This window comes from Fontimonas sp. FW305-C-3, from assembly GCF_058783185.1.
Window position 1 is genome coordinate 18,989 of sequence record NZ_JBYSYK010000006.1, and the last position, 17,332, is coordinate 36,320.

The 17,332-nt window shown below is 63.0% G+C and carries 9 protein-coding genes; 6 read left to right on the forward strand and 3 right to left on the reverse strand.

What is annotated here, in order from left to right; translation table 11 throughout:
* The first annotated feature begins 23 nt into the window (after positions 1-23).
* The 3 genes from AC3WUF_RS20375 to AC3WUF_RS20385 all read left to right on the forward strand — a co-directional run bounded on the left by AC3WUF_RS20375 (position 24) and on the right by AC3WUF_RS20385 (position 4,450).
* Positions 24-1,154 carry a hypothetical protein gene (locus AC3WUF_RS20375; protein WP_492429122.1) on the forward strand — a complete coding sequence of 377 codons (1,131 nt, stop codon included), beginning with the start codon at positions 24-26 and terminating at the stop codon, positions 1,152-1,154.
* Positions 1,151-2,263: a HupE/UreJ family protein gene (locus AC3WUF_RS20380; RefSeq protein WP_492429123.1), complete on the forward strand. Its 1,113-nt coding sequence runs from the start codon at positions 1,151-1,153 to the stop codon at positions 2,261-2,263. The genes AC3WUF_RS20375 and AC3WUF_RS20380 overlap by 4 nt, the downstream gene beginning before the upstream one ends.
* Before the next feature lie 162 nt (positions 2,264-2,425).
* Positions 2,426-4,450, forward strand: a complete 2,025-nt coding sequence (locus tag AC3WUF_RS20385) for a TonB-dependent receptor (RefSeq protein WP_492429124.1) — start codon at positions 2,426-2,428, stop codon at positions 4,448-4,450.
* Between the two features lie 276 nt (positions 4,451-4,726).
* On the opposite strand, the gene AC3WUF_RS20390 is transcribed toward AC3WUF_RS20385, so the two are convergent.
* A complete protein-coding gene (locus AC3WUF_RS20390) occupies positions 4,727-5,590 on the reverse strand; it encodes a PA4780 family RIO1-like protein kinase (protein ID WP_492429126.1) in 864 nt (287 codons plus the stop codon).
* Positions 5,591-6,001: 411 nt separating this feature from the next.
* On the opposite strand from AC3WUF_RS20390, the gene AC3WUF_RS20395 reads away from it, so the two are divergent.
* A complete protein-coding gene (locus AC3WUF_RS20395; RefSeq protein ID WP_492429128.1) occupies positions 6,002-11,698 on the forward strand; it encodes an FG-GAP-like repeat-containing protein in 5,697 nt (1,898 codons plus the stop codon).
* Positions 11,699-11,818: 120 nt separating this feature from the next.
* Here AC3WUF_RS20395 and AC3WUF_RS20400 read toward each other — a convergent pair whose 3' ends face one another.
* Together AC3WUF_RS20400 and AC3WUF_RS20405 are read right to left on the reverse strand one after the other, a co-directional pair.
* Entirely contained in the window at positions 11,819-13,006 is a 1,188-nt protein-coding gene (locus tag AC3WUF_RS20400) for a fatty acid desaturase family protein (protein ID WP_492429130.1), read from the reverse strand.
* A 17-nt stretch (positions 13,007-13,023) separates the two neighbouring features.
* Positions 13,024-14,130 carry a ferredoxin reductase gene (locus AC3WUF_RS20405; protein ID WP_492429132.1) on the reverse strand — a complete coding sequence of 369 codons (1,107 nt, stop codon included), beginning with the start codon at positions 14,128-14,130 and terminating at the stop codon, positions 13,024-13,026.
* A gap of 311 nt (positions 14,131-14,441) precedes the next feature.
* Between AC3WUF_RS20405 and AC3WUF_RS20410 the strand changes: the two genes are divergently transcribed.
* Positions 14,442-14,627, forward strand: coding sequence for a hypothetical protein (locus AC3WUF_RS20410; protein WP_492429134.1), 186 nt, complete (start codon positions 14,442-14,444; stop codon positions 14,625-14,627).
* A gap of 257 nt (positions 14,628-14,884) precedes the next feature.
* Positions 14,885-17,320 (forward strand): choice-of-anchor D domain-containing protein, encoded by a 2,436-nt coding sequence (locus tag AC3WUF_RS20415; RefSeq protein WP_492429136.1) that lies wholly within the window; start codon positions 14,885-14,887, stop codon positions 17,318-17,320.
* The last annotated feature ends 12 nt before the right edge of the window (positions 17,321-17,332 follow it).

Below are 17,332 nucleotides of genomic sequence, written 5' to 3' on the forward strand. Positions count from 1 at the left end.
GCTCCCCACGGGGGCTATTTCTTTTGTCGTTCCTGCTGATGGCGGCGACCGCCGAGGCGGCGCCGTTCCGGCCGGCTGACGACGCCGAGATCCTCGGACAGCTGCCGGGAGGACTGCGCTCGGGCATGTTGCGGCAGTCGTCGCGCGCCAATCAGAAAGCCGATCCGACGGTTGCCGCCACGCTCGCAAAGATCTACATCGAACGATCGCGCCGCGAAGCGGATCCGCGTTTCCTGGGCTACGCGCAAGGGCTGCTGATGCCCTGGTGGACGGCGGCCGATGCACCGCCGGAGCTGGTGCTTCTGCGTGCAACCATCAAGCAGGCACACCACGAGTTCGAGCCTGCGCTGCAGGACCTGGCGCTCGTACTTCGGCAGAAGCCGGACTTCGCACAGGCCTGGCTGACACAGGCAACGGTGCTGCGCGTGATCGGCCGTTTCGAGGCTGCGGACGCCGCTTGCGAGAAACTGGCGGCCGTCGCGGATTCGATGGTTGCCGGAGCCTGTCGCTGGTCGGTGGCCGGATCGAGCGGGCAGCTGGCGCAGGCTTACGCCGAGCTTGTGAAGATGAGCGATGCGCGGATTGCTGCGTCGCCGGAGGTCGCGGCATGGATCACCGCGGAGCTCGGCGACATGGCCGAGCGTCTGGGCCATCCGTTGCAGGCGGAGGCTCACTATCGTGCCGGACTGACAAGGTCGCCCGGTGATTTCGGTCTGCGTGCCGCGTATGCAGATCTGTTGCTGGATCTGCGGCGCCCGCGTGAGGTGCTGGCACTTGTGGAAGGGCTGGACGCGGCGGACGCCATGCGACTGCGCCACGCACTGGCACTGCATCAACTCGATGATCCGGGTTTTGCTGCGCTTGACGCTCAGCTTGAAGCGAGCTTCGCCAACGCGCATCTGCGCAATGAAGCGCTACATCTTCGCGAGGAGTCGCGATACGCACTGCTCGCACATGGCGATCCCGAACGTGCGCTGCGCCTCGCACAGCTCAACTGGAGCATCCAGCGCGAGCCCTGGGATGCGCGTGTCCTTCTGCAAGCGGCCCGTGCCGCGGCGCAGCCCGCTGCAGCGCAAGCCGTGCTGGAGTTCCTCAAGCAAAGCGGCATGCAGGATGAACGGCTGACGCCCTACCTCGAAGGTGGCACGCCATGAAGGCGCTGAAGTCTGTCGTGCTGCTGCTGGCGCTGTTCAGCGCCGGGGCCGACGCACATCGCCCCAGCGATGCCTTCCTGACACTGGCCGTGGATGGATCGCGCCTGAGTGGGCAATGGGAGATCGCTCTACGGGATCTGGACCTTGTGGTTGCCATCGACACCAATGGCGATGCCGCGATCACCTGGGGAGAGCTGCGCCTTGCACAGCCGGCTCTGGAAGTGGCTTTGATGCAATCGCTGTCGGTGCGTACCGACAACAGGCCCTGCGCCCTGAAAGTCAGTGATCTGTTGATCAACGATCGCCTGGAAGGCCGATTCGCCTGGTTCTCGCTGGAAGGCAGCTGTCCGCAGGTGCCGGCCAGCCTCGCCATTGAATATGGATTGCTGTTCGAGATGGATCCATCCCACCGGGGAATCCTGGTTCTGCACGGCGATCAGCAAACCCACACTGCGGTGCTGAGTCCCTCGCAGCCCGTCGTCGACATCACGCTGGCATCCGTCTCGCTGTGGCGGCAGTTCACGGACTATCTGGTCGAAGGCATCTGGCATATCTGGATCGGTTTCGATCACATCCTGTTCCTGCTCGCGCTGCTGCTGCCGGGCGTGCTGGTCCGCGTCAAGAATCGTTGGGAAGCGCAGCCGACCTTGGCTGCTGCGGTGTGGCCCGTCCTTGGCGTGGTCACCGCATTCACGGTCGCGCATTCGATCACACTGTCCTTGGCCGCCTTCGACGTGCTGAGGCTGCCGAGCCGCTGGGTGGAGTCGGCCATCGCAGCATCCGTGCTGCTCGCCGCGCTCAACAACCTGATGCCGATCGCCACGCGCGGTCGCTGGCTGGTGGCTTTCATCTTCGGCCTGATCCACGGCTTCGGGTTCGCGTCTGCGTTGAGCGAACTCGGATTGCCGGACAGCTCGCGTCTGCTCAGTCTCCTGGCGTTCAATCTCGGCGTCGAGACGGGGCAACTGGCGATCGTCGCCGCCTTGATGCCGATGGCCTATCTCCTGCGGCGCACAAGCTTCTATCGGCTGGTGATCCTGTCGCTCGGTTCGGCCGTCGTCGCCGTGATTGCGGCGATCTGGTTGTGGCAGCGCGTGACCGGAGGCTGATTGCAGGCATTGCGAGTGCGTCGGCCTTCGGATGGATGACGTATGGACGGTGGCTGATCCGTTCATTTAAGGTTTGAAAAAATAGCGATTGACGGGTGTGGGGATCAAATGCGTATTGCCGGTTTGCAGGGGGCTGTTGTCGCCGTTGGGTTTCTCGGAGCCATGTCGTCTGCGTGGGCGGGAGGCGTTCCCGCCGTCCTCGATCCGGTCGAGGTCGTCGATGAAGGCAGGCTGCAGGACGCGGCACGCTCGTCCACTGAAGGCTATGTCACGGTCGAGCAGCTTGCGGAGCGGCCCATTTCCCGCAGCGGCGAGCTGCTGGAATTCGTGCCCGGCCTGATCGTTACCCAGCATAGCGGCGAGGGCAAGGCGAACCAGTATTTCCTGCGCGGCTTCAATCTGGATCACGGTACCGACTTCTACACGGAAGTCGACGGCCTGCCGGTCAACATGCGCACGCACGGACATGGCCAGGGTTATGCGGACATCAACTTCATCATTCCCGAGCTGATCGGTGCGCTGGACTATCGCAAGGGTCCGTACTACGCCGAGGTCGGCGACTTCGCGGCGGCAGGCTCGGCGAACCTGCGCTACCTCGACGAACTGCCGAACAACATCGCCAGAGTCACGATCGGAGAGTACGGCTACTACAACGCCTTGCTCGCGGGTTCTCCGAAGATTGCCGGCGGAACGCTGCTGCTGGGCGGCGAAGTCACCCGCTACGACGGCCCCTACGATCTGGAGCAGGACGCCAAGATCTACAAGGCGCTGGCGCGCTACAACTACGGCAGCCCGACGGATGGCTTCACGATCGGCCTGCAAGCCTACGGCATCGATTACACGGCGCCGGACCAGATTCCCCTGCGCGCGGTGCAGAGCGGACAGATCGGCGAACTGGGCTTCATCGATCCCAGCGACGGCGGAGAGTCCCGGCGCTTCAGCCTGAACGGCGAATGGCGCAAGTCAGCCGATCTCGGCAGCTGGAATGCCAGTGCGTACGCCCTCAGCTACAAGATGGATCTGTACTCGAACTTCACGTACTTCCTGTCCGATCCGACCGACGCCGACGCACTGCCGGACGATCAGTTCGAGCAGTTCGACGAGCGGATGGTTTACGGCGGCAAGCTCAGCCGCTACTGGCTGTTGCCGACCGCCATGCCCATCGATCTTGAAGTGGGCGTGCAGACGCGGTTTGATCAGATCGACCCGGTCGGGCTCTATCTCACCCAGGCACGGCAGCGCACCTCGACCATTCGCGAAGACAGCGTCGATGAGTCCAGTGTCAGTCTCTATGCCAGCAGCACCCAGCAATGGTCGGGGTGGTTCCGCTCGCAGCTGGGCATCCGGGCGGATCGCTATGACTTCAAGGTGGACAGCGATCTGGATGAGAACTCCGGCAAGGCCGACGATGCGCTCGTTTCGCCCAAGCTCGCACTGGTGTTCGGCCCCTGGAACCACAGCGAGTTCTTCGTCAACTATGGCGAGGGATTCCACAGCAACGACGCGCGCGGAACGACGATCACCCTTGACCCGACAGACCCCGATCGGCTGACGCCGGCGGACAAGGTCACGCCGCTGGTCAAGATTCGCGGTGCGGAACTGGGCATGACCACCGCCGTCATTCCGGACGTCAAGCTCTCCGCGACGCTATGGACACTGGCTTCGGATTCCGAACTGGTCTATATCGGCGATGCCGGCAACAGCGAGGCCGGGCCGCCGAGCGATCGACGCGGCGTCGAGTTCTCGCTGTACTACAGGCCAGCCGATTGGCTGATCGTCGATGCTGACTATGCGTTTTCGCGCGGCAGGCTGGATGTCCCGGCCGGCGAGGGCGACCGCATTCCCAACTCGATCGAAGACGTATTCTCCCTGGGCTTCACCATTCCCGAGATCAGCAACTGGAGCGGCGGCCTGCGCCTGCGTTACCTCGGCGAGGGGCCGTTGGTCGAAGACAACACCGCACGATCGAAGGCCACGACCGTGGTGAATGCGCAGATGAGCTACCGATTGCTGGATCAGTACCTCATTTCATTGACGGTGCTGAATCTGCTCGACAGCAACGACAACGACATCACTTACTTCTACGAATCGCGCCTGCCAGGCGAACCGGCGGAAGGTGTATCCGACTTCCATTTCCATCCGGTCGAGCCCCGTGCGGTTCGAGTCACCGTTGGAGCTACGTTCTAGGCTCATCGCCGCAAGGCTAGAACGACGGAGAGCAGTCGTTCGTGAGGTGCCGCTTTTGCTGCTGCGGCGATGGCCTCTGATTGGCCCACAGACGGAAGTGGCCGAGAACAAGAGTGCCTCCCCAAAACAGCCAATCGCTCTGGCGGCACGTGGTCGCCGAGCGGAGACCGTCGATCTGGTATGTTCGGCGCCGGCAGCTTGCTTGAGCCTTGTGCCTGGCGGGGCAAAGCTCGGGTCAGGACATAAGCCCGGAGAAACCCGGCGAATGCATATTCTCTAGTCGTTCAGGCCCGCTTCTGCTTCCTCGCGTCCGCGCTGGCGGCGCTCGGCTTCACGCCGTGCCTCGTCGATCTGATGCAGCACATCACCCACGTCCGCTGCTGTCGCGTCGTGTACGAAGCGTCCGGTCAGCGGACTATCAGGACGCAGTTCACTGCTCTGATAGAGCTTCCAGATTTCATGCGCGTACTCGGTGGCAAGCAACTCGGGCGCAAAGCGGCCGCAATAGGCAGTGATATTGTCGACATCGCGCGCCAGCATTCGGAAGGCATTGTTGTTGCCGGCAGCGTCGACGGCCTGCGGCAAATCAATGATCACCGGGCCATGTGCATCGACCAGCACGTTGAACTCTGAAAGGTCACCGTGGATCAACCCGGCACACAACATCAGCACGATCTGTGACATCAGGAAGTGATGCCACTCGCGCGCTTGCTCCGGCGTTGGCTCGACATCATTGAGTCGTGGAGCAACATCGCCCGCGGCATCGGCGATCACTTCCATAAGCAGAACGCCTTCATGAAAACCGTGAGGCCGCGGCACCCTGACACCTGCGGCGGCGAGGCGGTAGAGCGCGTCCACTTCGGCACTCTTCCAGGCGACTTCCTGTTCCTTGCGTCCGAACTTGCTGTGCTTGCCCATCGCTCGCGCCTCGCGACTGCCGCGTGCCTTGCGACCCTCCTGATACTCGGCCAGCTTGTGAAAGCCGCGCTTCTCCGCTGCCTTGTAGACCTTTGCACAGAGAATTTCGCGGCCGCAGGCAATCAGGTAAACCGAAGCTTCCTTGCCGCTCTTGAGAGGACGAATCACTTCGTCGATGACGGCGTCATCGATCAGCGGCTGCAAGCCCTTGGGTATTTTCATTCGCTATTGTGACCGCTCAGCTATGCGCTGCGCATCTGATTCAATTCGGACGTTGACGTTCTCCAGAGAGGTCGGTCGCGACGGCCCGCTTCTGGCACCGAATCGACTGTCGCGGATGGCCGGCTCGAAGCAGCACAGACCACATACGGCGAGTATCCAGTAGCCGCCGGCAAAGCGGGCATTCAAGGCAGCTAATGAGATCTGGCTCTCCTTGCTCGGGAGTACGCAATCTTCCTGGATGAGCGCATCCGCTGTCGCAGATATCGCTGACCCGCCTTCTGTGTCTTGCGACCCCTTCCGCGCGCTACGGACTAGTACCTTTGTCGGATGTTCGTACGCGTCGATGCCTGCGACGATTCCCCTGACGGAAAGGCGCGTCTTGGATGTGCCAGGTATTCGCAAGGACAGCTCATGATCCAGACAGCGCGCAGCACACGTATCCTCGTTGCTTCATTCATTCGCGTGGCCCTAGGCAGCGCGGTGCTGGGTCTGGGCCTTTGCCCTGGGGCTTACGCGCAAACGGCGATCATCAGTGCCGGCGATGCCTCAGCCAGCGAAGGCAATGCCGGTACCTCCGTCCTCGATGTGCCGGTGACGCGCACGGGTGCGGCGACCGAGAATATTGGCCTGATCTACCAGACCAGCGTCAGCTCGGCGAATCCAGCCACTTCGGGTACGGACTACGTCGCGGTGACTGCCGGAAGTGTCGTGCTGCCGGCGGGTGAGACCAGCATCAATCTGCCAGTCACCATCAACGGCGACACCATCGCCGAAGGTGACGAGCAGTTCCTGGTTCAACTGGTGTCGGCGATCAATGCCGGACCGACGCCGAACTATGCGGTCGCCAGCAACTTTCCCACCGGTGATAGCGTCTCCTCCGTTGCCGTCGGTGACTTCAATGGCGATGGCAAGCCCGATCTCGCGGCAGCCAGCTTTAACGGCTATGGCGTCAAGGTTCTACTGAACACGACCTCGCCCGGCGCGACAACAGCGACATTTGCCGCGGTCAGTAGCTTCACGGTCAGCTATCCTGCGACCTCTGTCGACGTGAACGACTTCAACGGGGATGGCCGCGCCGACCTTGCGGTGGCGACCAGCGGCAACCTGGTCGCCGTTCTCCTCAACACCGCCACTCCCGGAGCGGCGACCGCGAGCTTTACCGCCCCGACTTTCTTTGCCGCAGACGATGGCCCGCGTTCGGTGGTCGCCGGCGATATCAATGGTGATGGAAAGCCCGATCTCGCGGTATCGAACTTCGACAGCAGCAACCTTTCCGTGTTGCTGAATACGACGGTATCGGGTGCGCTGGTCCCCGGCTTCGCTGCTGCCGTCAACTTTGCCGTCGGCGCCAACCCATTTTCCGCAGCTCTCGGCGATCTCAATGGGGACGGCCGCCCCGATCTGGCCTCCGCCAACTTCAATGACGACAACGTCTCGGTGCGGCTCAACACCACGGCGGCGGGCGCGACCTCGCCGACCTTTTCGGCCGCCAGCAATTTCAGCGTGGGGGCTGCGCCGGGCAACGTCACCATGGGCGATCTCAATGGCGACGGCCGTGCCGATCTCGTCGCGGTCAATCGTGACGACGACAACATCTCGGTGCTCCTCAACACCACCACATCCGGCGCCGCCGCTGCGAGCTTTGCTGCTGCCAGCAACTTCGGCGTCGGCGCCAACCCGTTCGGAGCCGCGGTGGGCGATCTCAACGGCGATGGTCGGGCCGATCTTGCGGTGGTCAATTTATACGGCGACAGCACCTCGGTACTGCTCAATATCAGCGCACCCGGCGCGGCTGTTGCTCGGTTTGCGCCCGCGAGCAGCTTCAGTGTCGGTACCTTTCCGCTATTTGTCGCGATGGGCGATCTGAATGGCGATGGTCTCGCGGATCTGGCGACCTCGTATCTGAACAGCAGCAATGTCTCGGTGCTGCTCAGCACCACCGTGCCTGCCGCGTCCGATGCGAGCTTTGCAGCGGCAAGCAACTTTGCAGTGGGCGCCCCCGCCAACTCGGTCGCCGTCGGCGATCTCAATCGTGATGGCCGTCCCGACGTTGCCGTGGCATTGCCGGAAGACGATAACGATAACGGTGAAGTGGTAGTGCTGCTCAACACCACCGCGCCAGGAGCGGTCTCTGCAAGCTTCTCTGCGGCTGCCCGCTTTGCTATCCGCGACCCGCAGTCGGTTGCGATCGGCGATCTCAATGGCGACGGTCGTCTCGATCTTGTCATGGCTTCCGCAAGGATCGACAGCATCTCGGTGCTGCTGAACACAACCGTGACCGGCTCGACCACCGTGAGCTTCTCTGCGCCAAGTACGTTCTCCACCTTCAACTACCCCATCGCGGTTGCCTTCGGCGATTTCAACGGAGACGGCCGAGCCGATATCGCGGTTGCAGATAACGGCGCCAACTCGGCAGCGGTTCTGCTCAGCACAACGGTTCCGGGCGCAGCGGTGGCCAGCTTTGCCGCGCCGAGCAACTTTGCCGCCGACAGCACTCCGTACTCGGTGGCCGTTGCCGACATCAATGGCGACGGCCGGCTCGACATCGCGATCGCAAACTACAACGCAGACAACGTCTCGATCCTGCTCAATACCACGGCCGCAGGGGCGAGCGTCGCCAGCTTTGCCGCCGCCAACAACATTAGTGTCGGCAATGGGCCACAGTCCGTTGCACTCGGCGATCTCAATGGGGATGGTCGTCCCGATCTCGTCACGGCAAACGCCAATGACGACAGCGTCTCGGTCCGCTTCAACAACACGGCCCTCAATGCAAACGCGGCGACGTTTGGCACGGTCAGCAATCTCGGTGTCGGCAACACGCCTTCCTCCATCGCGATCCGCGATCTCAATGGCGACGGCAAACCGGATCTCTCCGTGGCGGTCAGCGGAGACGACAACAGCATCGACAGCGCCGCCTCGGTGCTGCTCAACACCACCTCAGCCGGCGAGACCATGCCGAGCTTCGCCGCTGCGGGCAATTTCGCGGTCGTCTCCTATCCGAGGGCCATTGCCGTGGGCGACTTCAACCGCGACGGCCATCCCGATCTGGTCACGAGCAACTACCTCAGCAACGACGTCTCGATCATCCTCAACCAGCTGTACCCGGTCAGCATCCTCACCGGCGAAGCGGTTGCCACCATTGTCGATGACGAGCAGAGTGACTTCGCGCTCAGCGTCAGCACCGCAGGCACCGGAACGGGCACGGTCACGAGCGTCCCGGCGGGTATCAGTTGCACCACGGCGCCGACCGGCTGCAACGCCACGTTCGCCGACGCGACCGAGGTGACACTCAGTGCAGCGCCCAGCAGCACCTCGGATTTCACCGGCTGGTCCGGCGCGTGCAGCGGCACTGCGACTTGCAGCGTCACGATGAGCGAGGCGAGAAGCGTTGTCGCCACGTTCTCGTTGAAGCAACGGGATCTCAGCGTCGCTCTCGCAGGCAGCGGCAGCGGTACCGTCAACAGCAGTCCCGCCGGTATCAGTTGCGGCACCGATTGCGCAGAGACCTATGCAGACGGCACCGTGGTAACGCTGACCGCGACACCCGCCACCAATGCCGACTTCGCGGGCTGGTCCGGCGATTGCACCGGCACGGGCACCTGCACCGTCACGATGAATTCCGGCCAGAGCGCCACCGCGACGTTCACGCTGAAGCAGCGTGACCTGACCGTCACGCTCGCAGGCAGCGGAACCGGCAGCGTCAGCAGCAGTCCTGCCGGCATCAACTGCGGCACCGATTGCACAGAGGTCTACGCAGACGGCACCGTGGTGACGCTGACCGCGACACCAAGCGCCAACGCCGACTTCGCGGGCTGGTCTGGCGACTGCACCGGCACAAGCACCTGCACTGTCACGATGAATTCCGGCAAGAGCGCCACCGCGACGTTCACACTCAAGCAGCGTGACCTGACGGTCTCGCTCGCAGGCAGCGGAACTGGCAGCGTCAGCAGCAGTCCCGCCGGCATCAGCTGCGGCACCGATTGCACGGAAGCCTACGCCGACGGCGCCGTGGTCATGCTGACCGCAAGCCCGAGTGCGAACTCGAACTTCAGCGGCTGGTCCGGCGCCTGCAGCGGTGCAGGGTCGTGCAGTGTCACGCTGGATGCAGCGAAGAATGTGACGGCGACCTTCACGCTCAAATCTCTCACCTTGAGTGTCAGCCGAGGCGGCACGGGGGCGGGCACGATCACCAGCAGTCCCGCGGGCATCAACTGTGGCAGCAGTTGTGCAGCGGCCTATCCGCCCGGTACCAGTGTTGCGCTCAGCGCGACGCCGGGCGCGAACAGTGTTTTCGTCAGCTGGTCCGGTGCCTGCAGCGGTAGCGGGACTTGCGTGGTGCCGATGGCAGCGAGCAGTGCAGTGCGGGCGATCTTCGACCTCGCCATGCCTGCGGTCAGCTTCGCTACAGCCATCGAGGCCGTACCGGAGAGTGCGGGCAGCGCCACGCTGACGGTGCAGTTGAGCCGGGCGTCTGCCGAAGCGGTGACTGTTCCGATCAGTGTCGGCGGCGGCAGTGCGGGCAGCGGTGACTTCAGCCTCGCGGTCAGCAGCATCAGCTTCGCGCCTAACCAGACCCGCACGACGTTCGTCGTGGCGATCACCGACGATGCATTGACGGAATCGAACGAGACCGTGGTGCTGACCCTGGGAGCGCCCACCAATGCCGTGCTCGGCAGCCCCGGCAGCACGACCTTGACCATACTCAACGACGACAGTCCCGCGCCGGCCAACAGCGCGCCGCAGGCGCTTGCTGATTCCAGCATCGTCGATGAAGACAGCGGTTTGACGGCAATCAACGTGCTTGCCAACGACAGCGATGCAGACGGTGACAGCCTGAGCATTGCATCGGTCACCCAACCGGACAACGGCAGCGTCGAAATACTCAGCGGACCCGCGCGCCTCGGCTACAGGCCGAATCCGGACTTCAACGGCACTGACAGCTTCAGCTATCGCATTGCCGATGGCCGTGGTGGCACCGCTACCGCAACGGTTGTCGTTACCGTCAGGCCGGTCGCGGATAACGGTGAAGCGGGGTTCGTTACTGCGGATATCAGCATCGACGAGGATGCAGGGCAGGGCGTTATCACGGTGGTCCGCAGCCAGGGCGCCGAAGGCCCGCTGCGCGTACGCCTGCGCACCAGCGATGGCACCGCGACCGCGGGTGAAGACTACGAAGCGCTTGATGAAGTGCTGACGTTCGCCGACGGCGAGGCTGGACCGCTGAGAGTGACGCTCGTCATCCTTGACGATGATATCTACGAGGGCGACGAAACCTTCAACGTGAGCGTGGAGCCGGTGGCCGCTGCCGGTACTGTTGCGCCCAAGGCGCTTTCTTCAGCGACTGCAACTATCGTCGAAGATGATCCGGTGCCCTTGCCGATCGTCGAAGTGCGCGGCTCCGGCGGCGGTTCCTGGTCGCTGCTGAGTGGTTTGGTGATGTTGCTCGGCGCGCTGCTGCGCCGGCGGCAGGTTCTGCCGCTCGCGGCCGTCTTCGCCATCATGCTGCCCGGCGTCTCCGCTGCGCAGTCGTCATCCGCGTCCGAGTTGCCTGCGGACTGGTATGCGGGCGTCGGCGTCGGCATTGCTGAGTCCGGCAGTTCGACGAGGATTGCGCGGCACCTGGCATCCTCCGGCTACACGGGGGCTCAGGTTGATCTGGACGACGCGGACAGCAGCTTCGGTCTGTATGTCGGCCGAGACCTCTGGCGCCAACTGAGTCTTGAACTGGGCTACGACGACCTCGGCTCCTATGATGTCCGTATCACAGGCACTGCTGCGGATCCTGCAGCGCTGGCTGCAGCCGTCGTCCGGGAGCTACCCGTCGGCGGAGATGCACTGGCCGTACGGTTGCGTTGGAAGCAGCCCTTGCTGGATCAGCTCGGGCTCAGTCTGGCTGCCGGACCGTACTACTGGCGGTCGGAGCGCAAGGTCCGCGCTGCGGACGTGCGTTTGAGCTCCGACGACGAGGGTGCGGGCGTGCAGCTCGATGCCGGTCTTTTCTATGCGGTGACGGACCGCTTGCAGTTGATGGCAACGGGCTTGTTTGCCAAGCCCGAGGGCGAGTTAGAGATTCAGCGCTTCGCGGTGGCAGGGCAGTGGCGCTGGTGAGTCGCCTGCTGCCACTGCGCGTATGAAACAGTGGGCAACGCCATGTCGGCACCGACAAGTCTCGCCTATCGCGGGTAGGAAAGTGACAACCTCGGATAGAAACGACAGAGCCGCGGATTGTTATGCCGGCAACACCGAAGCTGTAATCCGTCCACCCGGAAACGCCAGCCGCCAGATTGTCCACGTGGTCGTGCCAAACTGCTTCGTGAGCGAGCCCGTGTTGTAAGGCAGTCCATAGCGCGCAGCGAGGGCTTTGACGCGGGGCGACACCTGCGGGTAGCGATTGCTCGGCATGTCAGGAAACAGGTGGTGTTCGATCTGGTGACTGAGGTTGCCGCTCAGGATGTGGAACAGGTCGCCGCCGCCGATGTTGGCGCTACCAAGCAACTGACGTACATACCAGCGCGCACGCGTCTCGCCTTCGACCTCTTCCTTCGTGAAGTGATGAACGCCGGTCGGAAAGTGCCCGCAGAAGATGATGACGTTGGACCAGACGTTGCGCATCAGGTTGGCAATCGCGTTGCCGAGGACTATGAAGCCAAACGCCAGCAGCGCGATGTGCGGGATGTCGAGCTGCAGGATCAGGGAGAACGGCACGGTCAGCAGTGCGCCCAGCGCGGGCCACAGCAGATAGTCCTTGCGCAGCTGACGTACCGCTTTCCAGGCAATGCGGCGCAACAGGGGCCGCACCGAAGCAAGGGACTTCTTGCCTTCGAGAATCTTGTCGACTTCGACGTCGTGTATCGCCACACCCCACTGGAACAGGACGTTGAGCAGGAAGTTCGTGACCGGCTGGATCAGGTACTTCGGACGCCAGCGTTGATGCGGCGTGACGCGCATGATGCCGTAACCCACGTCCGGATCCTTGCCGAGCACGTTGGTCCAGGTGTGATGGACGACGTTGTGGCTGTGCTTCCATTGGTCACTGGGGCAGACGTTGTCCCACTCCCAGGTGTTGCTCTGGATCTCGGGATCGCGCATCCAGTCCCACTGCGCATGCATGACGTTGTGACCAATCTCCATGTTCTCGATGATCTTGGCGAGGCCGAGCATGGTCGTGCCCAGCCCCAGCACAATCAGGAACTGCGGCCAGCCTGCGTACGGCAGCGTGGACGCGGGCAGAAGCAGCAGGCTCAGAAACATGACGACGCGTCCGCCGAGCGCGAGGCTGCGTTGCCAGCGGATGATCCTCAGGATGTAGGCGCGATCTTCAGCGCCGCGTGAGTCCATCACCTCGTTGCGGATCGCGTCCATCTCGCGACCGAACTCTTCGATGTCGCCAGCGCTCAGATGTGTGGGCATGCCCATGGTTTGCTCCGGCAGTTCTAGAGATCGAGTTCGGCATCGCCTGCAGCGGCGCAGACGCAGATCTGAACGACCTGGCCCACTTCGTTGAGCAGTGCGTTGGTGCGCAGATCGCGCACGCATCCGCTCTTCAAGGTGGCGTCGCAGCCGTGACAGATGCCCATGCGGCAACCGTGCGGCGGATTGAGTCCGTGGTCTTCGGCAAGGCGAAGCAGATTGATGATGCCGTCGGACGGCGCCGTAACCGCGCTGTTGGCGAAGCGCACCGTGCCGGCGGTGATCTCGCTCGGCGCCGCGGCGATCTGGGCACGGAAACGTTCCGTGTGCAGCTGGCGACTCAGACCCGCTTCGGCCCACAGCGTCTCAATCGTGTCGAGCATTCCCTGCGGGCCGCAGGCATAGGTGTCGCGTGTGCGCCAGTCCGGACAGACGCTGGCGAGCGTCTCGGCGTTGAAGTGGCGTTTGGCTGTGCTGGCCTCTCCTGGCTCTCGGGTATAGACCAGATGCAACTTGTAGCGCGGATGCTTCTGCGCGAGCGCCTGCAGCTCCTTGCCGAAGATCACGTCGTAGGCGTGTGGCGCATAGTGAATGTGGACGACATCGGGCAGGCGTTCCTGAGCAATCAGGCTGCGCAGCATGCTCATGATCGGTGTAATGCCGCTGCCCGCGCTGATGAAAAGAGGCTGTACCGGATTGGCGTCGGGCAGATAAAAATCGCCCTGCGGAACGCCGATCGGCAGGTAGTCGCCCGGTTTGATTTGCCGCACCAGATGGTGCGACATGCGTCCGCCGGTGATGGCTTTCACCGTGATCGTGATCAGCTCATCGTCGCGCTCGGGCGCGGAACTGATCGAATACGTGCGCGTGTAGTGCATGCCGCCGATGGGTACGCCGATGCGCATGTGCTGGCCGGGTCGATGGCTGCGCCAGTTGGCGCCGGGCTTCAGGGTCAGCGTGCGGGCATCGGCGGTTTCATCCCAGACGCTTACCACGCGAGCCTGCAGCGCGTGAGTCGTCCACAGCGGATTGACCAGTTCGAGATAGTGCGATGTGCGCAGCGGCCAGGCAAAGGCGTCTGTGAGGTCAGTGAACTTCTGCAGCAGCCACGGCTTTGCAGCAACTTGCATGGGCTTCTCCTCGTAACCTTTTTATGTGCCGCTGTTCTGTGGTCAGTGTGCTCCAGTTATAGAGCCAAGTAAAAAATCTGCTGGAGAAAGGTGCGCTTCCAGCTTAAACGTCAGCAGGCGCCTGTCAGGATCAGCTGGATTTCTTGCCGAGGCTTGTTTCCGCCTACGACTGTGGAGGCGCTTCGGCAATCGGACGACTGAACCAAACTGTAGTGCTTCGCGCATCATGGGATGCGATCCCTGCGCCCTCTATGGTCGAACTGCTAGAGTGCCGCGCTGAATCCCGCGCCTGACACTTTTGGAGAAAGCCATTGACCCCGTTGCAGCAGAAGCTGATTCCTCTGTTTCTCGGCATGCTGATCGGCGGGTCGATTATTTCGGCGTTCTGGGCATACCCGCCGACTTACCACACCTGTCTCTGGACGGCGTCCACGCGCATTAGCGAGAAAGGGGTCGATCTCGCCAAGTTCGTTTGTGACGAGCGCTTCGGCAAGTAGAGCGGCGGATCGCCTGCAGCAGGTGCACAACGGATTGGCGATTTGAGGGCCAAGGCTGAGAGCGAATTCAGCTTTTGGCCCAAGACCGCCAAACCGGGCTGCACATCGCCGCCTGATCCTGTAGTTGGAATTCAGGACAACAGAGCGGCAATGCCAAAGATGGCGTGACCTTGGTCTTAAAGATCCGGTTCACTCCCCCCAAACAGGGGGGATTTCTCAAGAGGCGGGACCTCTAGACTGGGAGCCAGTCATTTCCGATGGCGCTGCGCTCGCTCCAGGGGGAACGAGTCAGAAACCGAGGGGGAGCGCGTATGTTCCGTACGCCAATCGTGTCGTTCGCCGCACTGCTGCTCGCGCTGCCGGTATTCACGGCTTCGGCCCGTCCGCTGACTTACGTTCGCGAGATTCCGGTTCCTGGCGGTCTGAAGTACCTGCTGCCGCAGACCCGCGCGCCTTTCGCTTCGATATCGGCCGATCTCTACCGGGTTCTGCTCCTCGATACTTCTCGCAACTTGTATCGGATCGATCCGGGCACAGGCAGTCTGACGCAGGTGACGGGGCTGCCCGCGATATCCAAACTCAATGCCGCAAGCCGGATCGGGGTTTACATGCCGCCGGACAGGGTGCTGCCTTATCTCCCCGATTTCCAGCTGCCAGATCATCCCATCCTGGTGATCTTCAGCCCGCAGCTGTTCGAAGTCTACCGTTACGACACTCTTTACAGAACAGTCGAAACCGATACCCTGTTCATGGTCGACCCGCAGTCCATCGCTCTGCGCAATGACGGGACGATGACTGTCATTGGGGAAGGCGAAGCTCGGGGTGGTCACTCCATCGACCCGGTGTCCCAAGATTCGATACTGAATCCGACGCTGAGGTTTGGCCCCGTCACCGACACCGGCAGCGGCGACGGAGAGTTCAGAACGCTCGACTTCCAGAGCTTCGGTCCCGACGGCCTGCTCTACGTTCTCGACTACGGCAACAGCCGCGTTCAGGTGCTCGATCCCGACAACGCGTATGCCTTTGTGCGCGCCTTTCCATTCAAGGCAGGAGTGACGACGGCGGACATGCAGTTCGCCATCGGCCGCGACGGCACGGTCTTTCTCGGCGATGGCCTCGGCGGTGGCCATGCCTATACGCCCGAAGGGACTTATCTCGGCAGCTTCAGCCTGCCCAGTCCGTTCAATGGCGAGAATCCTTTCGTCCAAGGCATCTCGCCTTATCTGGCAACGGATCAGTTCAACAACATCTTCGTGTTCGACCGCACCGGCGCTCACCAGTACCTGGACTCCGGCTACGTCGGCGGCTTCGTCTGGCTCGATTTCGATGCCGATGGCGTGCGTGACCATGAGGAGTACGTGAACGACGCCTACACGAACTCCGAGGGCGGAATCGAGGGACTCACGGTGAAGCTGCTCGACAGCAGCGGCGCGACGCTGTCGACGACGACGACCGACGGATATGGCGGTTATTCGTTCTATTTCGATGCGTTCAGCGTCGGGGCCTATCGCGTGGTCGTCGACACCGCGGGGGCAGGGGTGGCACCCAGTTACGACCGTGACGGCATCGCCACGGCGAACGTCGCGGAGATCGACCTGACCAACGGGCAGGCGATCACCGATGTGAATTTCGCCTACAAGCCGATCACGGTCACGCCGGGCGCGCTGGCTTTTGGCAGTGCAGCGCTGGGTGTTGCGACCGCCAGCAAGACCGTGACGGTCACGAATACTTACACCGATCCGGCGGGACCGGCGCTTACCGTCAGCGGCGTGTCACTATCGGGAAATTCGGGTGATTTCATCCTCGCGCCGGGTGCAACCAGCCCTTGCGCGCTGGCTGCAGACACGAGCCTTGCATCCGGTGCGTCGTGCACCGTGGATGTGAAGTTCCAGCCCGCCGCCGCGGGCGCGCGTTCGGCGACGCTGACGGTGGCCACCAGCGAAGGCTCCTACCAAACGCCAGATACGCCACACACGGTGGCTCTGTCCGGTAGCGGCCCCGCGACACCGACGCCATCGCCGACAGCATCGCCGACTTCATCGCCGACGCCGACGCCATCGTCGACACCCACACCTACACCTACACCTACACCTACACCAGCAGGTACGCCTACACCCACACCTGTGACCACCGCGACGCCCACCGTAGTGCCGACGGCCTCGCCAACGTTTGCCGCTACACCGACACCCGCTCCGACCGGCGTTGCGACGGCGACTCCGCCTCCGACCCCAACGGCGACTACTACTGCAACCGCGCCGCCGACGGCCACCGCGGCGCCGACATCCACACCGACCGGTACGCCGGTGCCCACGCCAACCGGTTCGGCAACGCCCAGCGCCACGCCGACGCCCAGCAGCGCGGCAATTGATCGCACCGTGAGCGTCGGCGACGAAGATGTCGTACTGGGCACGTTCTCCTTCCGCAACAACTCGGTGCTGCCTGCGACGCTGCTGACCGTGAAGATTCCGCTGGACATCAGCGGCAGGCCGCCAGGTGGGATCACCGCCCTGCGTCTGCTGCGCGATCGCAACGGCAACGGCCAGGTCGATGCCGGCGACAACGAAGTCGGCCGGCTGTCGATGCTGTCGATCGTGTTGTCTGCAGCACTGCCGCCCCAGGCGATCGGCCTCACGTCACCACTGCTGATTCCGCCGGGCTCCAGCCAGGCATTCATCCTGCTTGCGGACTTCTAAGCGATGAGCGCC

Coding starts and splice junctions, on each gene's coding strand:
- AC3WUF_RS20380 (WP_492429123.1), top strand. CDS start 1,151: ATGAAGGCGCTGAAGTCTGTCGTGCTGCTGCTGGCGCTGTTCAGCGCC.
- AC3WUF_RS20385 (WP_492429124.1), top strand. CDS start 2,426: ATGTCGTCTGCGTGGGCGGGAGGCGTTCCCGCCGTCCTCGATCCGGTC.
- AC3WUF_RS20390 (WP_492429126.1), bottom strand. CDS start 5,590: ATGAAAATACCCAAGGGCTTGCAGCCGCTGATCGATGACGCCGTCATC.
- AC3WUF_RS20395 (WP_492429128.1), top strand. CDS start 6,002: ATGATCCAGACAGCGCGCAGCACACGTATCCTCGTTGCTTCATTCATT.
- AC3WUF_RS20400 (WP_492429130.1), bottom strand. CDS start 13,006: ATGGGCATGCCCACACATCTGAGCGCTGGCGACATCGAAGAGTTCGGT.
- AC3WUF_RS20405 (WP_492429132.1), bottom strand. CDS start 14,130: ATGCAAGTTGCTGCAAAGCCGTGGCTGCTGCAGAAGTTCACTGACCTC.
- AC3WUF_RS20415 (WP_492429136.1), top strand. CDS start 14,885: ATGGCGCTGCGCTCGCTCCAGGGGGAACGAGTCAGAAACCGAGGGGGA.